This is a genomic window from Streptomyces sp. STR69, from assembly GCF_024519455.1.
Taxonomy (GTDB): domain Bacteria; phylum Actinomycetota; class Actinomycetes; order Streptomycetales; family Streptomycetaceae; genus Streptomyces.
Map to the genome: position 1 here is coordinate 33087 of NZ_JALJRY010000045.1, position 18922 is coordinate 52008.

Here is an 18922-nt window from a genome sequence, read left to right on the forward strand (position 1 = left end):
CACCTCACGGCGACAACTCGCCGACCACTTTGGCATCGCCCCAAAGACAGTGAGCGCCATCCTCAAACGTCAAGGCGTCAAAACCCGTTGGCGCAAGCTTGCTGAGACTGACGTGGACGAAGCAGAGCGGCTATACGCCCAGGGCATGTCACTCGCCAGGATTGGTGAACGTTTGGGGGTCACCGACTGCGCCGTGCGCTATCAACTCAACAAGCGTGGCGTCAGGATGCGCGACTCTCACGGCCGGGATTAGCGGCATCGAACCTCCAGATTGGCCCCGCCTTTAGCACGATTGGTGGGGCCGATCTGCGCTCACCAACCAATCTTTAAGATCCGCCCGCTATAAATAACGTCTACCAACCCGCAATCGAAAGGAGGTTTGAATGAACGAACAAGCACCAGAACCGCAAGGCCAAGCAGGACCCGAGGAAGAACGCAAGCCCGTCGTGTTCGCCGTGCGCATCGACCCGGTTCTACGAGAGCAGATCGAGGGCTTACGTGGCATAACCGAACAAAGCGTGAACGATGTTGGAGTCGAAGCGCTGAACGACTGGGTCACAAAGATGCTCGGCGATGAGGCGATCAGCCAAAAGGCTATGGCCGAGCTTGACGCAGAGGAGAGAAGGCTCCAGGAACGTCGATCCGCCATTGCTGGCATTCTCGGACAGACAATCACATCTCCGGAGGTGTCGACCGAAGATGCTCCGAGGCGAAGCAGCATCACCAGTAGGCGCGGAAAATCTCAGCCTGGCTCTTAACCTTACGATTACCCAAGAGGATAGACCCCATGAACCGCCCGTCCAAAAAGCCGGGCAGTTCTCCTAGAAGTCATTTCTCTGCCACAGCCATCCACTCACCGAGAACGCAATTAGAACAGCTTCGCCACCACACTTATATCAATCCATGCTCCCACTCGCGGGAATTTGCACGAGCACCAACCCGTCAAGGTCAACATCTTCCCGCGTCAGCGAGGCGATCACGTCACCGCCCCCGCCAGCCAACATGTTGATCATGACGCGCGCCTGACCCACTGCCGCACCCACACTCTGCCCGGACGCAATAGCCCGGTAAAAGACAGTGGCAAACAGGCTTGCAGCTTGGTCTGAGATTGAAGTTGTAGTAGCGATCACCACCGGGACTGCCGCCAACAGCACGTCAGCGCCCTCGAGCGTGTCACAAGCATTAAGGACGAGCACAACTGGAGGCGTGGTGGTAGCACCGAGAGCCTGAGCCAAGTGCTCAAAGCTCACGTCGAACCCTTGAGGGTCATTAAGTTGACCGTCATCAAACTCGAGAAATCCGCCCCCGCCATGCCCTGAGAAATGAATAACATGCGGCCGCTTATCATTCAGGCTATTGAGTAGGTCCATTGCTGTAGCTGCTGGCCAATGATCAATCTCGATGGAGTCTCGATGAAGCGCACTCTTCACTTCAGCCCGTACATCACGAATTTCTTTGTCAACACGAATACGCGTAACGATCAGCTCGCCGTCCTGGTCCTCATCAAGGATCCGCGGATTAGCAGTCAAGTAAACAACTCGCAACTGCTCGGGCTTTGGAGCAGGAATGTGGCGCACTTCATGGATGTACTTCACCGTTGGTTTAGCAATACGCGCGACCTCTCGCGCATGCTTCTTCTCATCATCACGTCGCTTTTTATCAGCTCGATCCTGCACCGACACCTCAGCCTTACGAGCCCGCTCCAGGTTGGAATTTTCTTGACGTTGCTTGTTTGCATTATCCGACAGCTTCTTCGAAACAGCAGCCGCCCTGACCGTCAGCGCCCCCGCCTCCTTATCCAACTTCACGGCAGCAGCCGTGTAGCTCTTCACCGAAGATGCTGAGCTTGTTCGAAGCGCAGCGTTCTTCTTCGCCTGAGCATCACTCCGCTTTTTCGCCGCGTCAGCTTCTAGTTTCCCTTCCTGCTTCTTGAGATTAGCCTCTTCCTTTTTCAGCTGAGTCAACTTAGAAAGCACGGAATCAACAGACATATTTCCTCCAGACTCTCAGATAACAAGCTTTAGACAGAACCACGACGGCAGCCAACTCGACCACATGTTCGATACTAGCAGCCTGGTACGAGAAGTCTCACGCTCCGTCAGATCGTAAGCAGTCATACCAGACAAGAGCCCACTTCAGGTGACCGATTGTGATCACTTGCGATCCTTTACGACCGCCTGCAACTCCTGCTCCAGCACCCACACGAACGCGTCGCCCCCCTGGGGAACACCCATCCCCTATAGGAAACACGGACGTTGAGCGACGGGCCCTGGCCCCTTGTTCCGTAACTCGGGGCCGATGTGGTCCAGACAGGTAGTCCAAGATGTTCATGTGGCGGATACCGCAACCGCCGTACCAAAGTTCAGCCGTGAAGTCCTTGGTGGGCGGCCCTAGATCAAGATGCAACACATGCCTGCTCCGACGCGCACGTCGCGTCCCTCCGTTCCCATGACGTCAACGAGCTCAAAGGCTTGGCGTGAGCTCGCACCAAGCCCGTTCACCAGTTCGAAGCACCACGCACCCGTAGAGCCCAGATCACTGGACAGCTCTCGGAACACTTCGAGGTCAGATACACATGGGAACCGGAGAGCAGGCTGCGTCGGAGTGGTGCGATACTCCACTGCATTGTGGCTACGAACATCGAGCCATGACCGGACGTTGATCCGCCCTCCCATGGCGTCAGTGCCACCGACACGTGGGCGGGGCACTGGACGTTCATCAGGCAAGTCGAGCGCCGGCCGGCGCAATATCTCGCTTCACAACATCCTGAAGCTGGCCGAGGCATTGGGCGTGAACGCGGCGGAGCCGGTCCAGGGGTTGAAGGCTCCCAGCGAGACCGAGAGCAATCAAAGACTGAGGGCGGCATGAAGAACAGGGTCGACTGGACCGACGAGCGGCTCGGATCCAATGTCTACGAAGACATGGTCTCCGTCCTCATCAGTCGTCTTCATCCGCAAGCCCAGCGCATCGACGGAGCAGGCGGAGACAAAGGGCGCGACGTCCAAGTACCGCTCCCTACGGGCCTGGAAATCTTCGAGCTCAAGAGCTTTTCCGGACGCCTTGATGAAAGGTCCGGCAGGAGACGGCAAGTTTCTGACTCGCTCAGAAATGCGGCCCAGCACAACCCCGTGGCTTGGTACCTAGTGGTGCCAATTAATCACACCGATGGCGAACTCACGTGGTTCAACGATTTGGCCGCCAACTATCCCTTCCCGTGTGTTTGGCGCGGTAAGGATTGGCTCGATGGGCAGATGGCATCTCGCCCGGAGCTGCCACGTTATTACCTGGAGGGTAGTAACGACGAGATTGTTAACATGATGCGGGAGATCAACCAAGAGCAAGCCGCTCTTACTCGAGGTGTTACTGATCTAGTAGATCGCGTGCGCACGCTCAAGGATCGTCTCAACTCCCTCGATCCACACTATGAGTTCAGCTTCAGTATTCAGCCCAACGGCTCTGTCGACGTCACAACACATCCTCGATACCCCGGTGCCGAGAAGGACCGCCCCATTCAGGTCGGCGGTGTGTTTCGCTTCCCCGACACTGAAGACGGAAAGAAAGCCGCACAGGCGCTTCAGGACAGTTTCGACTATGGCACAGCCACTGTCGTTTCCAGTGAGTTCGTGAAGAATTTTTCCATCGATGCACCGGCCGATTTTGGTGGAAACTTCGATGGTGGTGAACTCCGCGTCGGAGGCGCGATTGACAACACACCGCTGACAGACGCACGCTTCGCGCTCCGGATTCGAGATGCTCAAGGGGTTATCAAGGCTCACCTCCCGCTCGAAGCCAAAGAACGGACATCAGGCAGGAGAGGCATCGAGCTGAGGCTCGAAGACCTCGGTGGCATGGCGAAGGTTGTGACGCGGTTCGATGTATCTACACATCACGCCAAAATCAACTATTCGTTCCACATGCCCGAGCGCAGCCTGCCCTGCATCCTGTTGCCGGTCGTCCGCTTTCTAGCAGAGGCGAAAGAGGGTCGTGGTGCAACCTTGGTGCTTAACGGCAAGGAAATCGGTCCACCAATGGATCTACCCGCCTCGACCCCAAATGTTGAGGAGTCACTCAAACTTCTTCGCGTCCTCGACGACATTCAGCGCATCAGCGGCGTCTACTTTCCGATTCCCCAGTCCTTGACTGATGAAGAATTTGAGGCAATCAAAGAAGTCCACCGACATCTAACGAGCGAGATGACCATTGAACAATGGGATTATGTATCTTTCACGATCCCGCGGGAAAGTTTGGAAACCCCCGAGCTTCAGCAGCTCCAACAGGGTGACAGCGTCCCCAACCTTGTTCTAAGGAATGATCTAGCTCTTCGCTTGGGTGAGGATTTCTATAACCTGGGATGCCTCAACAGGACGTACGCCTCGGCAAAACTAGAGTCTCTGACCGATGTTGCCGATGCCTCCAGCACTGAAGATACAGTTGCTGTGAAAATCGTGCCGGGCGACGATACGTCTGCATCAGTTTCTCTGATGTAGTTAATTGCCATTCTCGAAGCCGTGGTCGCCCTCTGTCGGCCGTCGAACTGACGGCACTACGCTTGTCCCATGCCAACTACAGATGTGAGCGTCCGTACCCTCGACGGTCTTCACCTCGCCGGCACTTTGGTCGAACCAGGACAGCCAACCTCCCGGGCTGTGGTACTCGTCCACGGCGGCGGTGTCACTCGTGAGGAGGGTGGCTTCTTCACCCGGCTCGCAACTGGACTCTCAGAAGCGGGCGTTGCTTCGCTGCGCTTCGACTTGCGCGGACACGGCGACAGCGAGGGACGACAGGAAGAGCTGACGCTCTCCTCGATCCTCAACGACATTCGCATCATGCTCGCGCACGTCCGCAAGGCCACCGGTGCCGACGACATCACGTTGCTCGGTGCCAGCTTCGGCGGTGGCATCTGTGCCTACTACGCCGCCAAGCGTCCCGACGACGTTTCGCAGTTGGTGCTCTTCAACCCGCAGCTCGACTACAAGCGAAGGACGATCGACAGCAGGCCGTACTGGACGGATGACGTCATCAGCGAGGAGGCAGCAGCCGAACTGACCGAGCGCGGCGCACTCCAGTTCACACCGACGCTGCGCCACGGCCGCCCGATGCTCAACGAAGTGTTCTGGCTCAAGCCGCACGAAGCTCTCGGGGAGGTACGGGCACCGACCCTCATCGTGCACGGCACGGCGGACACGCTGGTTCCGTTTGAGTCGTCGCGAGACGCTGTTGCTCGCTTCACGACTCCGGTACAGCTCATTCCTGTGGACGGATCACAGCACGGTTTTGCCGTCCACGATGACCCGCAGTACCTCGACCCCAAGAGCCAGGAGTACCAAGCGTTCGTCATCGGCACCGTGACGAACTGGCTCACCGCTACGCCGTAAGAGACTCGCGAAATTCTCGGACGGCGGGCCGGCTACGCCACCGATCAAGGGTCTGGAGGACTTCTCCGAGGACTCGCACAGTGCGCTCTGACTTCACCTCGTGCGCCACTGCGGCTGACGCCCTGCCGACCTTCGCGGCTTCGTCCGGTTCGCCGCTAAGCGCCAGGGCCGCCGCGCGCCGGGCATTGAAGAATCCGGTGTCGCGGTGGGACAGCGTCCCCGTGCTCATCACGTCACTGAACAGGTCAGCCGCGAGGCTCGGCTTACCGGCCTGTGTATAGGTAATGGCGTCCCGCAACAGTCGGGTGTGCCCGTTGAAGTACGCCCCGAGTGCATCGGGCTGGTCCTCGGGAGCGTTGGTCAGCAGCGTCTCGGCGCTTGCCAGTTGGCCGCGGATCACGTCGAGCGGATCGCCCAGCATGGCCCGCCCGAGCGCTTCTTGCTGTGTCACCTCGGCTCGCACCCGCGCCGGCAGTTGCCACCGAGCGCTTCCGGCCGCCTGGGCAAGCGTCAGCATCCGCAGCGCATCGCGCTCGTCGTACGCCATCTGCGACTTCTTCAGCAGCACGTACCCCTGCATGGCTGCGTTGTCAGCTTCTTGCGCCCACTCCATCGCGCGGTCGTACCAGAACACCGCAGCTTGCGGCTGTTGGATATCCCGGTACAACCACCCGGCGAACTCGGCCCCGTCCGCCCCCAGGGCGAGGAGTTCGCGGCGCACGCTCGGCTTCACGTCTCGCGCTTGAGCCTCGACTGCACCGAGCAGGCCGAGCATCACCGGCAACGTCTTCTTGGGCCCAAGCGCGCCATCGTCGCACTTGGCCTTGTCGAGTACGCGACGGAAGTAGTCGACCACTGGGCCGTCGAGATAGCGGTGCGCGTCGTTGAGCGCGGCGGCAACGTGGTGCAGTTCGTCTAGCCCAAGACCGGGCAGTGCTACCGCAGCGATCCCACCCTTGAGGAGGTCACGGCGATTCAGTGGGCTCATGGGTTCTCGTTCTGTGGCGCGTGCGGCGGACTCCTCCGCCAACTGACCGAACAAGCTGCCCAATCCGCTCGTTGCGATCGTCTCTGCGTCGACGGGAACGAGCACAGTGCGGCCGTTGACCACGACCGGCAGCAGGCCGCCGGCCTGCGATGCCTCCAGCGTCATTGCTGCGGGCTGGACCGTCGCGCGGGTCGCCTCGGTAGAGGCTGCCTCCCTGCGCATGGGCAGCTTGAACCACAGTAGGTCCGCCGGGATCTTCAGGCTATGCGCCCACCTCATGAGCTTGCTGAGGTCCTGCGGCGGCTTGCCGCTTTCGATCCGGCTTAACTGAGCCTGGTTCAGGTCGAGCCAACCTGCCATTGCCTCTTGCGACAACACGCGGCCGTGCCACGGATGCGATCGGTAGGCGTAGAACACGTGGCCCATGTGCCAACTGCCGAGCGCTTCGCCCATGGTGGGGTGTTGCCAAAATTCAGGCGGAACGCTGGGTGGATCGGCGACCGTCGCGGCAACGGCTTTTCGCTGGCATGTCGCACAACGCTCGCCCTGTTTGTCCCGAGCCAGACGGGTACCACAAGCGCAGTGTCGTACGTGCCGCTGTGCCATGTGCCGTACTCCGTAAGGGCTTTGCCGGTATGCCGGGGCAAGCCTACGGACTCTAGGCCGCCGGGGTGGCCCTGTCTATGCGTGCCATACATACCCCCTAATGCGGTAGCGCCATGACGTCCCGTGGCCCTTGGCCCCCAAGCTCGACGCGGTGCTTCACCCCCGATAGCGAACCGCAAGGGAGTACCGCATGAACCCAGAACACTTCGTCAGCCGATTGGAGCTTGCCGCTCAGAAGGACGCGGTGCGCTGGGCAAGACGACACGCTTCTGACGTGCTGAGCGCCTGGCGCGTGCAAACCGACCACATTGATACGGCCGCCCTGGTCGTCTCCGAGCTGGTTACGAACGCCGTGCGGTACGTCATCAAGGCTATGCCGGCCACCGGGCCCGTTCGGTTGGCGTTGACCCTTCGGCACCGCGGTACCCACCTGATCGTGGAAGTGGCCGACCCAGGTGTTCGGCCGCCGCTACTACAGGGGGCGGTAGAGCTAAGCGCAGAGAGCGGCCGTGGGTTGCTCATCGTGGAAAGCGTCTCGAAAGAGTGGGGTTACTACTTCCCACCCACGGGCGGAAAAGTCGTCTGGTGCTCGCTCGCACTGGACTAGAAAGACCAGCATCCAGCCCATGGCGACCGTTTCGGGCTAAGGGTCGCATCGCTCAAAGCCACGTCCAGCTACCGGAGTTCCCCATGCCTGCTCCCGAGTTAGAGCCCGCCTTTGGGTACTTACGCGTCCACGATGCCTCAAGCGAAGAAGTGGCGCTATTGGAGAAGCAGTTGAAGGAGTACGCCGAGGCACACAATCTCAAGTTACGGCAGATATACCGTGAGCGTCATAGCGCTCTTCGTGTCGGTGGACTTGGTGACTGGCTCGTGGAGGGTGGCGTACAGCACCTCATCGTGCCGTCAATGGATCACGTCAGCGAGCACCCCATTGCACGACTGGTGTTCTACGAGGCTGTTTGCCTCGACGCGCGTGCTGAAGTCCACGAAGCGTGCACGAAGCCGTGATCTGGCTCCGCCGTTCCGCCCCACCGGATAGAGCAACCCCATGACCTCCACCCCTGTATGGCAACCCTTTGAGTAGTTTCGCGTTCGTGCCTTTACTGCGAAGCGCTCGGCGTTCCCGTCGCGCTCGTCAGCGACATCCCGATGTACGACAAGGCAGAGAACTATTCCCCAAGCAGCCAAATAGGGCTGCACTCTCTGGTAGCCACTTTGCGCGCAATGAACATTCTATCCAACCTGCCGATACGCTCCAGAGCCGATATGGCATCGCCCTCAAGGGCCATCATTTGATGCTTGCTCACCCTGGAAGACCAGCCAGACAAGGCAAAAGCTGTTACAAGCGCATCAGCATGCCAGTACGGGGAGCCATCCGAGGCGAAATACTCTGCTATCTGCATCGCCGCCTGCGTCCCTGAAAGCGCTTCGTCCATCGCCAGTCCGCTCTCCCCTTTATGCTCGGCATGCACAGGAGAGAGTTTTGCGATAGAGAGCGCAATTATCCTCGCGGCAGGGGAATACCCTCGATCAATTGCGTGATGGAAAATTCTACTCGCTTCCCCTATAGCGGGGCAGACGTGCGTGAGAGCATACGCGCGGATCGCATGGTATTTAGCGCAAACGAACAATCGATCCAGAAGGATACTTGATTGCTCGTGAGCGGCCCTTTCAAACGTGTGGATCAGATTAGTCATTTCCTCCGCACTGTACTCTCTAATCTCAGCACGGTACAACTGAGCAAGATGAGCCTTTGCGCTAACTAGATCCATTCGAGCGTTCAATGCAAAATCAATGAGTCCGTCCTGCCAGTCTGGAACACGACCATAGACCTCCTCTAGACGACGCTTCCACCGCCGCTGCCCTTCTGGAGCGTGCATTTTCAGCATGAGGTCATTCGCACGACGAACAGCTTCCATAGTCAGTGCTTGCGCAGTGGGTCCCGCATGATTCTGCGTTTTCTCAAAACTCCGCTCGAAGCACTCCTCGGCTTCCTCCCACTCAGCTCGTTCATAGTGAATAGTGCCACGCATTTGCAGCCATCGGGCTTTGGTGAAAACATCAGACTGAGTTCCACGATCGGCTTCTGTGTCGCTGGCAGACCGAAGCAGAGAAGCCGCGTCGTACCTTGTCTGAACTGGAAAAAGATCCTCACCGAGTGCTGAATCAAACAGGCAAGCATCAACAGCGTCTTCATTGACGCGATAATGGAGGGACATAGGAGTATCGGGCTGAAAATCGCTCGGCCAACCGGAGCACACGATTTCAATTGCTAGGTCGCCACGCCCTGGTGAATCTCTGTCCACATCGGAGGAGTTAAACGCGAGAATCGCGCGGATAAGAAGATCACCGCCAAGCTTTCCCTGTTGGCGAGAGGCTCGGAGCAAGAATGCATAGATCCGCAATACCTGTAGTCGCTCTACGCCCTCCACGCTTATTGCCCCGAGGCTCAGCAAGGACTCCCGGACACTTGGACCCCAGTGAGCTAGCATATGCCCGATAGAATCACCTCCTTTCCAGTGCGCCTTATCGAGCAGGAATAGCACCTCCTCTAGCATGCGCTCGGCTACATGCATACTCTCGTCTTGACGCAAGCCTCGGATGATCGCGCGCGTGAGACCATGAATGGCTAGGTGATCGGAGTTTGGCGGTTCCCCTTCAACAATACGAACAAGAGATAGGGATTCCAGCTCCTTCATGGCAGCTTTAAGTCTTCTCTTTGCCAAGTTTGCCGCTTGGCGGCTCACACGCGACCTGCCCACTGGAACAGGTATAGCCGCCTGCCAAATCGGCATGACAACATCCAAGCCTACAAACGTATCCGCAAAAGCAAGAACATCCAGCAGTCGAACGGCATCAACAGAGCTATCGTTCTCCGAGAGTTTCTTCAGGAGGTTCCGATAGATGGTTGTCAGTTTGGCTTCCGCGAAACTTGTTTCAGCGGTATCCAGGAGCCCTGCCGTATCGAACTGCAATGTACTACAGAGCTCCTGAACCGTTTCGTCTCCGATTCGAAGGAGAGCGCAACCATGTTCGATAGCCAGTGGACGGCGATCCAATGCATCGGCAAGGGTTGCAACGTCTCTGTCGTTCAACTCATTTCCTGTATGAAGTCGAACCAATGCTCTCGACTCGGCTGAATTCATGTTCTGAACATCAATCCATCCCTCAACTTTTGAAGCATTAAGCATTAGCTTTCGGCTCGTGACGATCACACGACTGGCCGGCTGAGTTGGCACAAGGGAGTCGAGCACTACTTGTTCCTCGATGTTGTCCAGCAGCACGATGGTCGGGCCATCGCTCCCCTTCAGGAGTGACTTAAACTCTCTTGCCAGAGAAAATCGATCCATCCCCCTAGTGCTCTTTCCACGCGCCTCCAGAAAAGTCGCCAACGATTCATGCAAGGAATCTTCTGAATGACCGGACACGGTAGGGATGTAGTGGTCCACATCCACTTTTAGGAAGTTGCGGACGAGGTGTCGAGCAAGGGTCGATTTTCCCGTTCCAGCATCGCCATGCAAGAGAATGATTCGCTTACTATCCAGCATCAAACTGTTGAACTGCGCCTCAAGCTCTGGCCGATTTACGTAACCAGCCTCAGGCCTATCCATAGTCTGGTGCTCTTTGAGCTCTAGGGTTTCCTCCAGCATCAGCTGAAGAATATCGGCAAGGTTCTGGCGGACAGCTCTCGCCACCCGCTTGAATGTGCTCTCAGCGTTGGCATAGCCAGCTTCGTGGCGAGCTAGATCGTTGAGCTCCTTGTACACACGGCCACTGCGGAGACCCTCAGGTTCTCCATAAAGAATTTCAGCGATGGAACGCCAAGTCAACTGACAGCCCTCAAGCGGAGGATGATTCGGAAGCCTGAAGATAGCCTTCTGGATAACCTGCCTCAATGAACGCGTTGGATTGTCGCGCCAGCTTGCAGACTCAATCTCAGCTGTCACGCTTGCTAGAAAAACGAACTCTTGCTCGTCAGTCGAGCGCGTGAACATCTGAGGCAAGGTGCGCGTTGCTGCCTTCGTAAGCTCTCGGGCCTCTGTCGTGACAGGGCTCTTCTCAACTTCACCGACGGTCTTGATCCGTGCTGCGCTGGCCATGACGGCAGTATGCCTGAGTAGTCGCGCGCCAGCCGGAACTTTGTCAGATCTGTTCCGCGATAACTTGGTAGCGAGCCTGAATGTCTGCGGCCTGGTCCGGAGGCAGACTTGCCTCTAGGTCGCTAAGCGCCATCATTGCAGACTCGGCAACTTGGTTTAGCCCTTGATCTCTAGCCAAGTCCAGCAGGATATCCCGGACAAATTCGTATCCGAGCACAAGAACGGATGGGGAACAGTGCGCTGCCATCTCACGATTCCGTGGGTCTTCGTCGTTTTTTAACGCCAGCAAGACATCTCTACCTCGCACGGGATGTTCCGTTGCCAATCTTATTACCCCTGACTGGAACATATCGAGCAGGTCGTCACAGCCTGATTCATCCGCCCGTTGACTCGCTTCCCAATTCAGGGCACTACAAAGACGACTGATCTCAACGACTCCGAGCGCTTCGAGATTGAGCCCCAAGCTGCGTCGATTAGATTCCTGGGATTCCTCCTGTTCTTGCCGTAATGCTGGATCCTTTTCCATATATGCGTTTCAGCTAAACATACCTCTTCCCTTTTTGCAAGCATATGCATTTCCCCACTGATGTTTCCTTTTAGTCTGCGCTCGCCTGACGGCCAAAAATTGGCCGTCAGGTTGGACGTCGGCGAGGTGTGACGGCCAAGGGGTCGTCTGAGAGCTTCGATTCATCGCCACCAGGCGGCAGCCAAACCCGCCTCAGCGGTGCGGCTCGGATTTTAAGAACTCAACAGTGGAAGGAGCCTCGCTATATGGGCGAGATCATGCGGAGGCAAAGCCTCCCGCCTATGTCACGGCGGGCACGTAGTGCCCTCATCACAGTGGCAGAAGAAACACAAATCGAGCAGGCCGGATCACGGGCTATCTCGGCAGTTGCGGAATATGCGATGTCGGAGATTGCCTACCTCAAGCGCACGCAAGTGGAGCTTGAGAAAGCGTGCCCTGACGCTACCGAGGCACTCGCCCTGATCGCAAACAGCGCGGCAATGGCAATCGCGCGAAGCGTCAATCGGTTCGGGCAGGAGATCGGCGGGTGACTGTCGTCCTACTGCTCACGCTCGGCTTCGTTATCGGCTGGGTGTCGCGTTCCGCAATTGCGGCGGTGTGTGCGGTACGCCTCGAACGGCGTGCCGTTATCCGTCCCAACGCTCAGGCGACTATCTCCGATATTCGCGCTCGTATCCGTCGCGCCGAAGAAGAGATGCGGCGTGCGGCTTACAGGGGGCGTCTGTGAGTGGTCTGGAATTGCTCCTCTGGTTGTTGGCGGCCTACGTCGTGGGGCGCGTACACCAGTGGCGCAGAAGCCAAAAGGCCAACGAGGTTGGCCGTCATATCAGCAAGGCCATCGATGCCATGCAGGACAAAAAGGGAAAATAATACCGTGGCTACAAACAACGATCTGCGCCTTCTGCGCATCTTCCTCGAACAACAGAGGAATGTGGCACTGTCCGGCTTGGAGCCGGTGAATTCCGCCATCGACAGGCGGGTCACCGAAAACAAGCAGAGTCTTGCAGAGCAGCTTCAGGGACTCGATGAGTTCCACAACTCCACGCATCACGAGGAATACCGGCCCGCGTGATTCCAGGGCCAAGGTGGGAGATACGAGCGCTGAGAGCGCTCGTACTTCTCCTCGCAATCGCCTACGGCATCCGGTGGGCGTACGAAATGGTCCGGCCGGTTGTGCCGTTCTTGATCGGCATTGGCGTCGCGGTCGCGCTAATCTCTGCCGTCTTGATGATTCACCAAAGGCGGCGCTGGTAGTCGAGTTGGGCAAGCTGCCGTGTGAATAACACAACGGCTTTTTCACTGCCCGACTCGTGCGCAAAAGGAACGTTCCAACAGCATGCACACCTGCATGTTCGCTTGAACTTTCGGACGATTGTTCAAGCGAACAGACGATTTTCAAGCCTTTTGGAATGTTCTACATGTATAAGTACTTCTGGCGAGACAGACGCCGGAAGGCAATGAAAGGAGGGTAACAAAACACGTGACAGACGCTTCACTTTCGCGGGTGACACCCACCCGTTTCAAAACCGTCCTGGCCGATCCCCCATGGGATCACCAGCAGCAAGGCGTCAAGGGTGCCGAACGGCACTACCGGCTGATGAGCCTCAAGCGCATCAAGGACATGCCGGTGTCAGATCTCGTCGAGGATGACGCACATCTCTGGCTTTGGGTGACCAACGCCAGTTTGCGCGACGGATACGACGTCGCCGAAGCTTGGGGTTTCACCCCACGTTCACTCCTCACCTGGGTCAAGTTCCGACTTGGCCTGGGAGCTTATCTGCGCAACAGCACCGAGCACTTGTTGTTCTGCACCCGAGGCAAGGCCCCGGTGCGCTTCAAGTCACAGCCGACGTGGATCAACGCGCCAGTACAGGAACACTCCCAGAAGCCCGACGAGCAGTACGCCGTCATAGAACGGATATCCGACGGCCCGTATCTGGAGCTGTTTGCCCGCAGGCGTCCGCCCAGCACACAGAACTGGGCAGTCTGGGGCAACCAGATCGACGCTGACATCAGCATCCCGGGCTACCCCGTACCCACCGACCAGCAGCATCAGCAAAACGAGAGGAGGTGATCTATGGCTTCACGAAAAGCACGCAGCACGCGGCCTGAACGCCGCTTCATCGTCGAAGGTGTTCGGCGGGAGTCGCCAGACATCCGCAAGCTCGGTAAGGCCCTCTTGGCGGTGGTGCTTGCAGAACGACAGCGCCAAGCGGAGGACGAGGCATCCGAAGCAAGGGGCAGCGCATGACTACGCCGTTGTCCTCCGGCTTGCAGTTCGTCCGTCTGCACCTGGTGCGCCCGCTCGATGTGGATGCGGCGCTCGCCCTCGTGGGCCGGCTAGCCGCCGATCGCCAAGTCGCGCGGCTGGTATGGGAAGTCCGGGCCGAAGGCGATCACCTTCGTCATCTGCTCGGGGGCCGACCGGTGGACATTGCACGGCTGAGCCTGTTGCTCGAACACCTACTGCCAGGTTCTCACCTGGACGGCACACCTGAGCGCCAGCCGGTTCGTCCCCACGTAGCGTCAGCGGGTCGCTTGCGGATACGGCCCTCGTACCTACCACTCAGCATGGATGCCCCCGAGAACGTATCCAGGGCGGTGCTCTCCGCCCTGGCTGTGCCGCTGGCAGAGAACGAGGCACTCGTCGTCCAGCTCGTGCTTGGCCCGCGCATCCTGCCGAGCGTTTTACCCGCCGACCTCCCTGATCCCAGCCTGCCGCTCATACGCCAAGCCCTGACCGGTACCAGGCCGGCAGGCACAGAGTTTCGAGCTCGACTACGGAAGCGCGCTGAACACCCCGGCTTCATGGCCACGATCCGTGTCGGTACAGCAGCCAGTACCCGGCAACGCCGTAGCGCGCTGCTCCTGGGCGTTCTATCCGGCCTGACGGTTGCCCAGGGGCCAGGTACGCGGATACGACTGGTGCGAGATTCAGCGGTGCGGCTCAACAATGGTCGACCGCCGTGGCTTTGGCCGCTTCGTCTGTCGGTGCCCGAGTTGGTTGGGCTGTTCGCCTGGCCGCTCGGCAATGACGAACTTCCCGGTCTGCCGCCGCTCCATCCGAAACCACTTCGGGCCGCTGCTCACGTACATCAAGGCGAGCGGGTCTTCGCCCGCAGCGCGGCTCCTGGCGACAATCGCCGGTTGGGTATCGCGCCGCAAGACCAGACGTTCCATGGCGTGGCCTACGGCCCATCAGGGTCAGGTAAGACCACAGTTCTTCTGAATCTGATCACCGCGGACATAGCTGCTGGCCGGCCCGTGGTGGTGCTCGACCCTAAACGACAGCTCATCGACGACATCTTGGCGCGAGTGCCGCCTCATCGAGTGGACGACATTGTCGAGCTGAACGCCGCCGACGAACACCCTGTCGCCTTCAACCCGCTCGACGTCGGCCGCCGTGACCCGGACGTGGTCGTCGACGGCGTCCTGGCCGTCTTCGAGAGCGTGTTCGCGGACGGCTACGGCCCACGTACAGCGGACATCTTCAGCTCCGGCTTGCGCACACTGGCCCGCGGCAGTCTTCCGAACGCCCCGGCCACCTTGACCGACTTGCCCCGGCTGTTCACCGACCCCGCGTTCCGCCGCCCCTATGTCGCCCGCGTACAAGGCGACTTGGCACTGGCCCAGTTCTGGGCCGCGTGGGAACAACAAGGGCCAGCCGCGCAAGCAGCTGTCCTGGCTAGCCCCATGAACAAACTGCGCCAGCTCCTGCTGCGCCCGGCGGTAGTGCGGATGCTGGATCAGCGGGAGGGACGGTTTCGGCTCCGGGATGCCTTCCGAGCCAACAAAGTCGTGCTCGTGCCCCTGAACGAGGGCCTTATCGGCCCCGGTGTGGCGAGTCTGCTCGGCAGTCTGGTTATTGCCGAGGTCTGGCAGGCCGTTCAGGAGCGAGCGGGCGAGTCACACGCTCACCGGCGACCGGGGGGCGTCTACGTCGATGAAGCACCCCGATTCGTGCACCTGCCGACCTCGCTCGCCGATGCCCTGGCCATCTCCCGCAGCCTGTCGGTCGGTTGGTTCCTGGCTGCGCAGTACCGCAGTCAGTTGCCGCCGGAGCTGCGTACAGCCGTGGACATCAATGCCAGAAGCAAGGTCGTGTTCGCGACCGAAGCCGACGACGCCCGCGAGCTGGCCTCCAAGCTGGCCCCGGAGCTAGAGCCGCAGGACTTCATGTCCCTCCCCCGGTTCCACGCCTACGCCAACCTCGTCGCGGACGGAGCACCGTCTGGCTGGGGGCTGGTGCGCACGCTGCCCCCGCCTCCTGTTGTCGCTGACGCCGCAGCCGTCCGCTCAGCAGCACGCGCCAACTACGCACCCGTACAAACCGCTCCCGTGCCCATGGCAACGAGTGCCAGCGAACAGGCGAACACGCTCAACGTCGCACCACAGAAATTCGGTCGCAAACGTCGAGCACAACCTGACACATCGTGAGCCAGTAATGCTTTCTTCGCCCCTCTGTTCGCTGCTCTTTCCACGACGGAGATCATCAGCACGTTCATGCAGGACAACCCCTATCACCAGCCCAGCGCGGGAGGGGACTGACCAGCACTACAGCGCTTCTTCTCGCGTCCCCAGCGGCCCGGCCGCATCAAACGGAAGCTCCCTGAAGAATCAGAGCACCTACAGCGCAGCGGGAGCAGCCTCAGCACAGGAAATTTTGGCGGAGAAATTTTTGCGCGAATCATCAGCAAGAGAAAGGAGATGCCTATGAAATTCAACGATATTGCTAGTTTGATCGAATCGCTCTCCGAGCGCGATCTATCCATTCTTGAATCACTGCGCACACACCGCGCACTGACCACCGTTCTCATTCGACGACTGCACTTCCCGATCGGCGGCGAACCGCGAGAAGCAGGCAGCGGAAAAAGCCACGCAACGGAGATGGCCGCTGCTGTTGCCACCATTCGTGTACTGACACGACTGGAGTCCCACCGCCTGATCACTCGGCTGCATCGCCGGATCGGCGGCGTGCGAGCCGGTAGTACCGGCATCGTGTGGCAACTCGGCGCAGCCGGTGAGCGCCTCTTGCGCGCCCAGCATGGCGACTCCGCTCGACGGCGCTACAACGAACCGTCACCGAACTTCATCGCCCATACGCTCGCCGCCGCTGATCTGGCCATTCACCTCTACGAGCTGGCTCGACAAGGAAGGATCGAGCTACTCCGGCTCGAAGCTGAGCCGGAGTCCTGGCGAACGTTCCTGTCGGTGCACGGCGCGCGCCAGTGGCTCAAGCCCGACCTGTTCGCGATCACGGCGACCGAGGCCTACGAGAACCATCTGTTCATCGAGGCCGACAACGCCACCGAGCACGCCCCGGTCATCGTGCGCAAAGCCCTTCAGTACCAGCAGTACGCGAACTCCGGCATTCACCAGAAATACCATGGCCTATTTCCAGCTGTGGTGTGGGTCGTACCGGACGGAAAGCGGAAAGTCGCTATCCGTGTGGCGCTGGCCGCCGAGCCAAAGTTGCGTGATCTCGTAGCCGCTGAGCTATTCCAAGTCGTAACGACTGAAGAATTTTCAGAGTTCGTCACAGGCACACCCGGCAGTCCCGCCACCCCCTAATAGGCACCTGGAAAAACGGCCTCGGCAACTGCCATTAATGGAGTTACTATTAGGACTAATAAATCCAGAGTGGCCGAAAAGGAGGAAATCGAGGCATGAAACAGAAGCAAAAAGCAGTGCAGCGCATTACTGGCGACGACTACGTAGCCTACTTGCGCGTCTCATCCAAGGGGCAGGTGAACACCGACTACAATCCGGAAGGTATATCAATTCCGGCGCAGCGCGAGAAAATTCACGAACGTGGCCACGAATTGGATTCCGCCAAAGCCGAGGAGTTTATCGACCCGGGCAGGACTGCCACAAGCATCGACCAGCGCCCCGAGTTCCAGCAGATGATCGCCTACCTGCGCGAACACCCCAACGTGCGCTACGTGATCGTCTACATGCTCAGCCGTTTTGCCAGGAACCGGCTCGACGACGCGATCATGGTCGCCACCCTGGAGAAGCTCGGCGTCAGGCTGATCTCTGCGGTAGAGAAGAACATCGATGACACGCCAACTGGGCGCATGCTGCACGGAATGCTCGCGGTCATCAACGAGTACTCCTCCAACCAGAGCGGCGAAGATATCAAGTACAAGATGGGGCAGAAAGCCAAGAACGGTGGCACGATCACCCGCACCCCCGTCGGATACACGAACACCGTCGAGATCGTTGATGGGCGCAGAGTCCGTACAGTCATCATCGACCCTGTACGCGGCCCGTTCATCCGCCTTGCGTTCGAGCTGTATTCCACGGGTGAGTACACCGTGGAAGAAGTGGCGCAAGAACTGTACGACCGTGGGCTGCGCATGCCTCGCGACGCTCGGTACCCCGAGGTGAGAGGGATCTCCACCAATCGGCTGTACGTCGTCCTGCGTGACGACTACTACTGCGGCTGGATCACCTACGAAGACGAGAAATTTAGGGGTCGTCACAAGCCCCTGGTTCCTCAAGACCTCTTCGACCAGGTCCAGATGGTCTCAGACTCTCGGAACAGCGCTCGCGAGAGACGACGCGTGCACCACCACGAGCTGAAGGGTTCGCTGCTCTGCGGCTCCTGCCGTCGCCGGCGTGGTGACCGCCGCCGCATGATCGTCCAGCACGCCACCAACCGGCACGGCAACGTCTACCGGTACTTCTTCTGCAATGGCCGCTTCGATCACATCTGTGAGCTGCCGTACATCCCGATAGAGCAGGCCGAGGAAGCCGTCGAGGATCATTACGCCACGGTGCGCTTCACGCCAGAGTTCATCGCGACCATGCGCTCCGAACTGGCGACCATGGTCGACGAGCAGCAGACCACGACCAAGCTCCTCCAAGCCCAGCTCACGAAACAGCTTCGTGCGCTCGACACCAAGGAGAACAACCTCATCGACCTGGCCGCCGACGGCAGCCTGCCCCAGGGCAAGATCAAGGCCAGACTGCGAGAGATCACCCAACAGCGGGATCGGCTTACGACTCGACTGCACGACGTCGATGAGTCCCTGAGCACAGGGGCGGACATCATTGAGGCATGCTTGCAACTCCTGCAAGATCCGCAAGCGTTGTATCAGCGCTGCAATGACCAGCAACGCCGTCGGCTGAACCAAGCCCTCTTCGAGGCGTTGTACATCGACGAGGACGCAAACGGTGACGTGCGAGTGCACCACGAGCTCAGGGAGCCGTTCGACACTCTGCACATGGCCCAGGGCCAACACCAAGCCCCCACGGGGCCACCAGAGGCTCCGCCCAGCCTCCGGGCCGTCCTACCGGCTCCCAAACGCCAAAGCGCCCC

Annotated in this window: 15 protein-coding genes and 1 pseudogene; 11 read left to right on the forward strand and 5 right to left on the reverse strand. The window is 59.2% G+C overall.

Annotated elements, in window-relative coordinates:
- Positions 1 to 383 precede the first annotated feature (383 nt).
- On the forward strand, positions 384 to 758 hold the full coding sequence (locus OC490_RS45985; protein WP_262064032.1) for a hypothetical protein: 375 nt from the start codon (positions 384 to 386) through the stop codon (positions 756 to 758).
- Positions 759 to 896: 138 nt separating this feature from the next.
- Here OC490_RS45985 and OC490_RS45990 read toward each other — a convergent pair whose 3' ends face one another.
- Positions 897 to 1991 (reverse strand): CHAT domain-containing protein, encoded by a 1095-nt coding sequence (locus OC490_RS45990; protein ID WP_262064033.1) that lies wholly within the window; start codon positions 1989 to 1991, stop codon positions 897 to 899.
- 873 nt (positions 1992 to 2864) lie between these two features.
- Between OC490_RS45990 and OC490_RS45995 the strand changes: the two genes are divergently transcribed.
- Together OC490_RS45995 and OC490_RS46000 are read left to right on the forward strand one after the other, a co-directional pair.
- On the forward strand, positions 2865 to 4487 hold the full coding sequence (locus OC490_RS45995) for a hypothetical protein (protein WP_262064034.1): 1623 nt from the start codon (positions 2865 to 2867) through the stop codon (positions 4485 to 4487).
- A gap of 69 nt (positions 4488 to 4556) precedes the next feature.
- Positions 4557 to 5375 carry an alpha/beta hydrolase gene (locus OC490_RS46000; protein ID WP_262064035.1) on the forward strand — a complete coding sequence of 273 codons (819 nt, stop codon included), beginning with the start codon at positions 4557 to 4559 and terminating at the stop codon, positions 5373 to 5375.
- Here the strand turns inward: OC490_RS46000 and OC490_RS46005 are convergent.
- A complete protein-coding gene (locus tag OC490_RS46005; protein ID WP_262064036.1) occupies positions 5365 to 6816 on the reverse strand; it encodes a helix-turn-helix transcriptional regulator in 1452 nt (483 codons plus the stop codon). The two genes, OC490_RS46000 and OC490_RS46005, sit on opposite strands and share 11 nt — an antisense overlap.
- 343 nt (positions 6817 to 7159) lie before the next feature.
- Here OC490_RS46005 and OC490_RS46010 point away from each other — a divergent pair, with 343 nt between their 5' ends.
- The gene (locus OC490_RS46010) at positions 7160 to 7576 is read left to right on the forward strand and encodes an ATP-binding protein (protein ID WP_262064037.1); all 417 of its coding nucleotides are present in this window, start codon (positions 7160 to 7162) and stop codon (positions 7574 to 7576) included.
- 83 nt (positions 7577 to 7659) lie between these two features.
- Positions 7660 to 7980 (forward strand): hypothetical protein, encoded by a 321-nt coding sequence (locus OC490_RS46015; protein WP_262064038.1) that lies wholly within the window; start codon positions 7660 to 7662, stop codon positions 7978 to 7980.
- 161 nt (positions 7981 to 8141) lie between these two features.
- Here OC490_RS46015 and OC490_RS46020 read toward each other — a convergent pair whose 3' ends face one another.
- Complete coding sequence (locus OC490_RS46020) at positions 8142 to 11072, reverse strand: ATP-binding protein (RefSeq protein ID WP_262064039.1); 2931 nt, start codon at positions 11070 to 11072, stop codon at positions 8142 to 8144.
- A gap of 43 nt (positions 11073 to 11115) precedes the next feature.
- Positions 11116 to 11598: a hypothetical protein gene (locus OC490_RS46025; protein ID WP_262064040.1), complete on the reverse strand. Its 483-nt coding sequence runs from the start codon at positions 11596 to 11598 to the stop codon at positions 11116 to 11118.
- 245 nt (positions 11599 to 11843) lie between these two features.
- On the opposite strand from OC490_RS46025, the gene OC490_RS46030 reads away from it, so the two are divergent.
- The 6 genes and pseudogenes from OC490_RS46030 to OC490_RS49700 form a co-directional block, all read left to right on the forward strand.
- Positions 11844 to 12128: a hypothetical protein gene (locus OC490_RS46030; protein ID WP_262064041.1), complete on the forward strand. Its 285-nt coding sequence runs from the start codon at positions 11844 to 11846 to the stop codon at positions 12126 to 12128.
- Positions 12129 to 12472: 344 nt separating this feature from the next.
- Positions 12473 to 12670 carry a hypothetical protein gene (locus OC490_RS46035; RefSeq protein ID WP_262064042.1) on the forward strand — a complete coding sequence of 66 codons (198 nt, stop codon included), beginning with the start codon at positions 12473 to 12475 and terminating at the stop codon, positions 12668 to 12670.
- A 432-nt stretch (positions 12671 to 13102) separates the two neighbouring features.
- Positions 13103 to 13672, forward strand: coding sequence for an MT-A70 family methyltransferase (locus tag OC490_RS46040; RefSeq protein ID WP_262064043.1), 570 nt, complete (start codon positions 13103 to 13105; stop codon positions 13670 to 13672).
- 173 nt (positions 13673 to 13845) lie between these two features.
- Positions 13846 to 16035, forward strand: coding sequence for a type IV secretory system conjugative DNA transfer family protein (locus OC490_RS46045; protein WP_262064044.1), 2190 nt, complete (start codon positions 13846 to 13848; stop codon positions 16033 to 16035).
- Between the two features lie 276 nt (positions 16036 to 16311).
- Positions 16312 to 17169, forward strand: coding sequence for a replication-relaxation family protein (locus tag OC490_RS46050; RefSeq protein ID WP_262064045.1), 858 nt, complete (start codon positions 16312 to 16314; stop codon positions 17167 to 17169).
- A gap of 95 nt (positions 17170 to 17264) precedes the next feature.
- Positions 17265 to 18065 (forward strand): annotated as a pseudogene (locus OC490_RS49700) (recombinase family protein); the annotation flags it as partial.
- A gap of 63 nt (positions 18066 to 18128) precedes the next feature.
- Here OC490_RS49700 and OC490_RS46060 read toward each other — a convergent pair.
- Entirely contained in the window at positions 18129 to 18848 is a 720-nt protein-coding gene (locus OC490_RS46060) for a hypothetical protein (RefSeq protein WP_262064047.1), read from the reverse strand.
- Positions 18849 to 18922 lie beyond the last annotated feature (74 nt).

Excerpts from the sequence above, each read along its gene's own strand:
- OC490_RS46010 (WP_262064037.1), top strand. The coding sequence starts at position 7,160 with ATGAACCCAGAACACTTCGTCAGCCGATTGGAGCTTGCCGCTCAGAAG.
- OC490_RS45990 (WP_262064033.1), bottom strand. The coding sequence starts at position 1,991 with ATGTCTGTTGATTCCGTGCTTTCTAAGTTGACTCAGCTGAAAAAGGAA.
- OC490_RS46050 (WP_262064045.1), top strand. The coding sequence starts at position 16,312 with ATGAAATTCAACGATATTGCTAGTTTGATCGAATCGCTCTCCGAGCGC.
- OC490_RS45985 (WP_262064032.1), top strand. The coding sequence starts at position 384 with ATGAACGAACAAGCACCAGAACCGCAAGGCCAAGCAGGACCCGAGGAA.
- OC490_RS46015 (WP_262064038.1), top strand. The coding sequence starts at position 7,660 with ATGCCTGCTCCCGAGTTAGAGCCCGCCTTTGGGTACTTACGCGTCCAC.
- OC490_RS46005 (WP_262064036.1), bottom strand. The coding sequence starts at position 6,816 with ATGGGCGAAGCGCTCGGCAGTTGGCACATGGGCCACGTGTTCTACGCC.
- OC490_RS45995 (WP_262064034.1), top strand. The coding sequence starts at position 2,865 with ATGAAGAACAGGGTCGACTGGACCGACGAGCGGCTCGGATCCAATGTC.
- OC490_RS46030 (WP_262064041.1), top strand. The coding sequence starts at position 11,844 with ATGGGCGAGATCATGCGGAGGCAAAGCCTCCCGCCTATGTCACGGCGG.
- OC490_RS46025 (WP_262064040.1), bottom strand. The coding sequence starts at position 11,598 with ATGGAAAAGGATCCAGCATTACGGCAAGAACAGGAGGAATCCCAGGAA.
- OC490_RS46045 (WP_262064044.1), top strand. The coding sequence starts at position 13,846 with ATGACTACGCCGTTGTCCTCCGGCTTGCAGTTCGTCCGTCTGCACCTG.
- OC490_RS46020 (WP_262064039.1), bottom strand. The coding sequence starts at position 11,072 with ATGGCCAGCGCAGCACGGATCAAGACCGTCGGTGAAGTTGAGAAGAGC.
- OC490_RS46000 (WP_262064035.1), top strand. The coding sequence starts at position 4,557 with ATGCCAACTACAGATGTGAGCGTCCGTACCCTCGACGGTCTTCACCTC.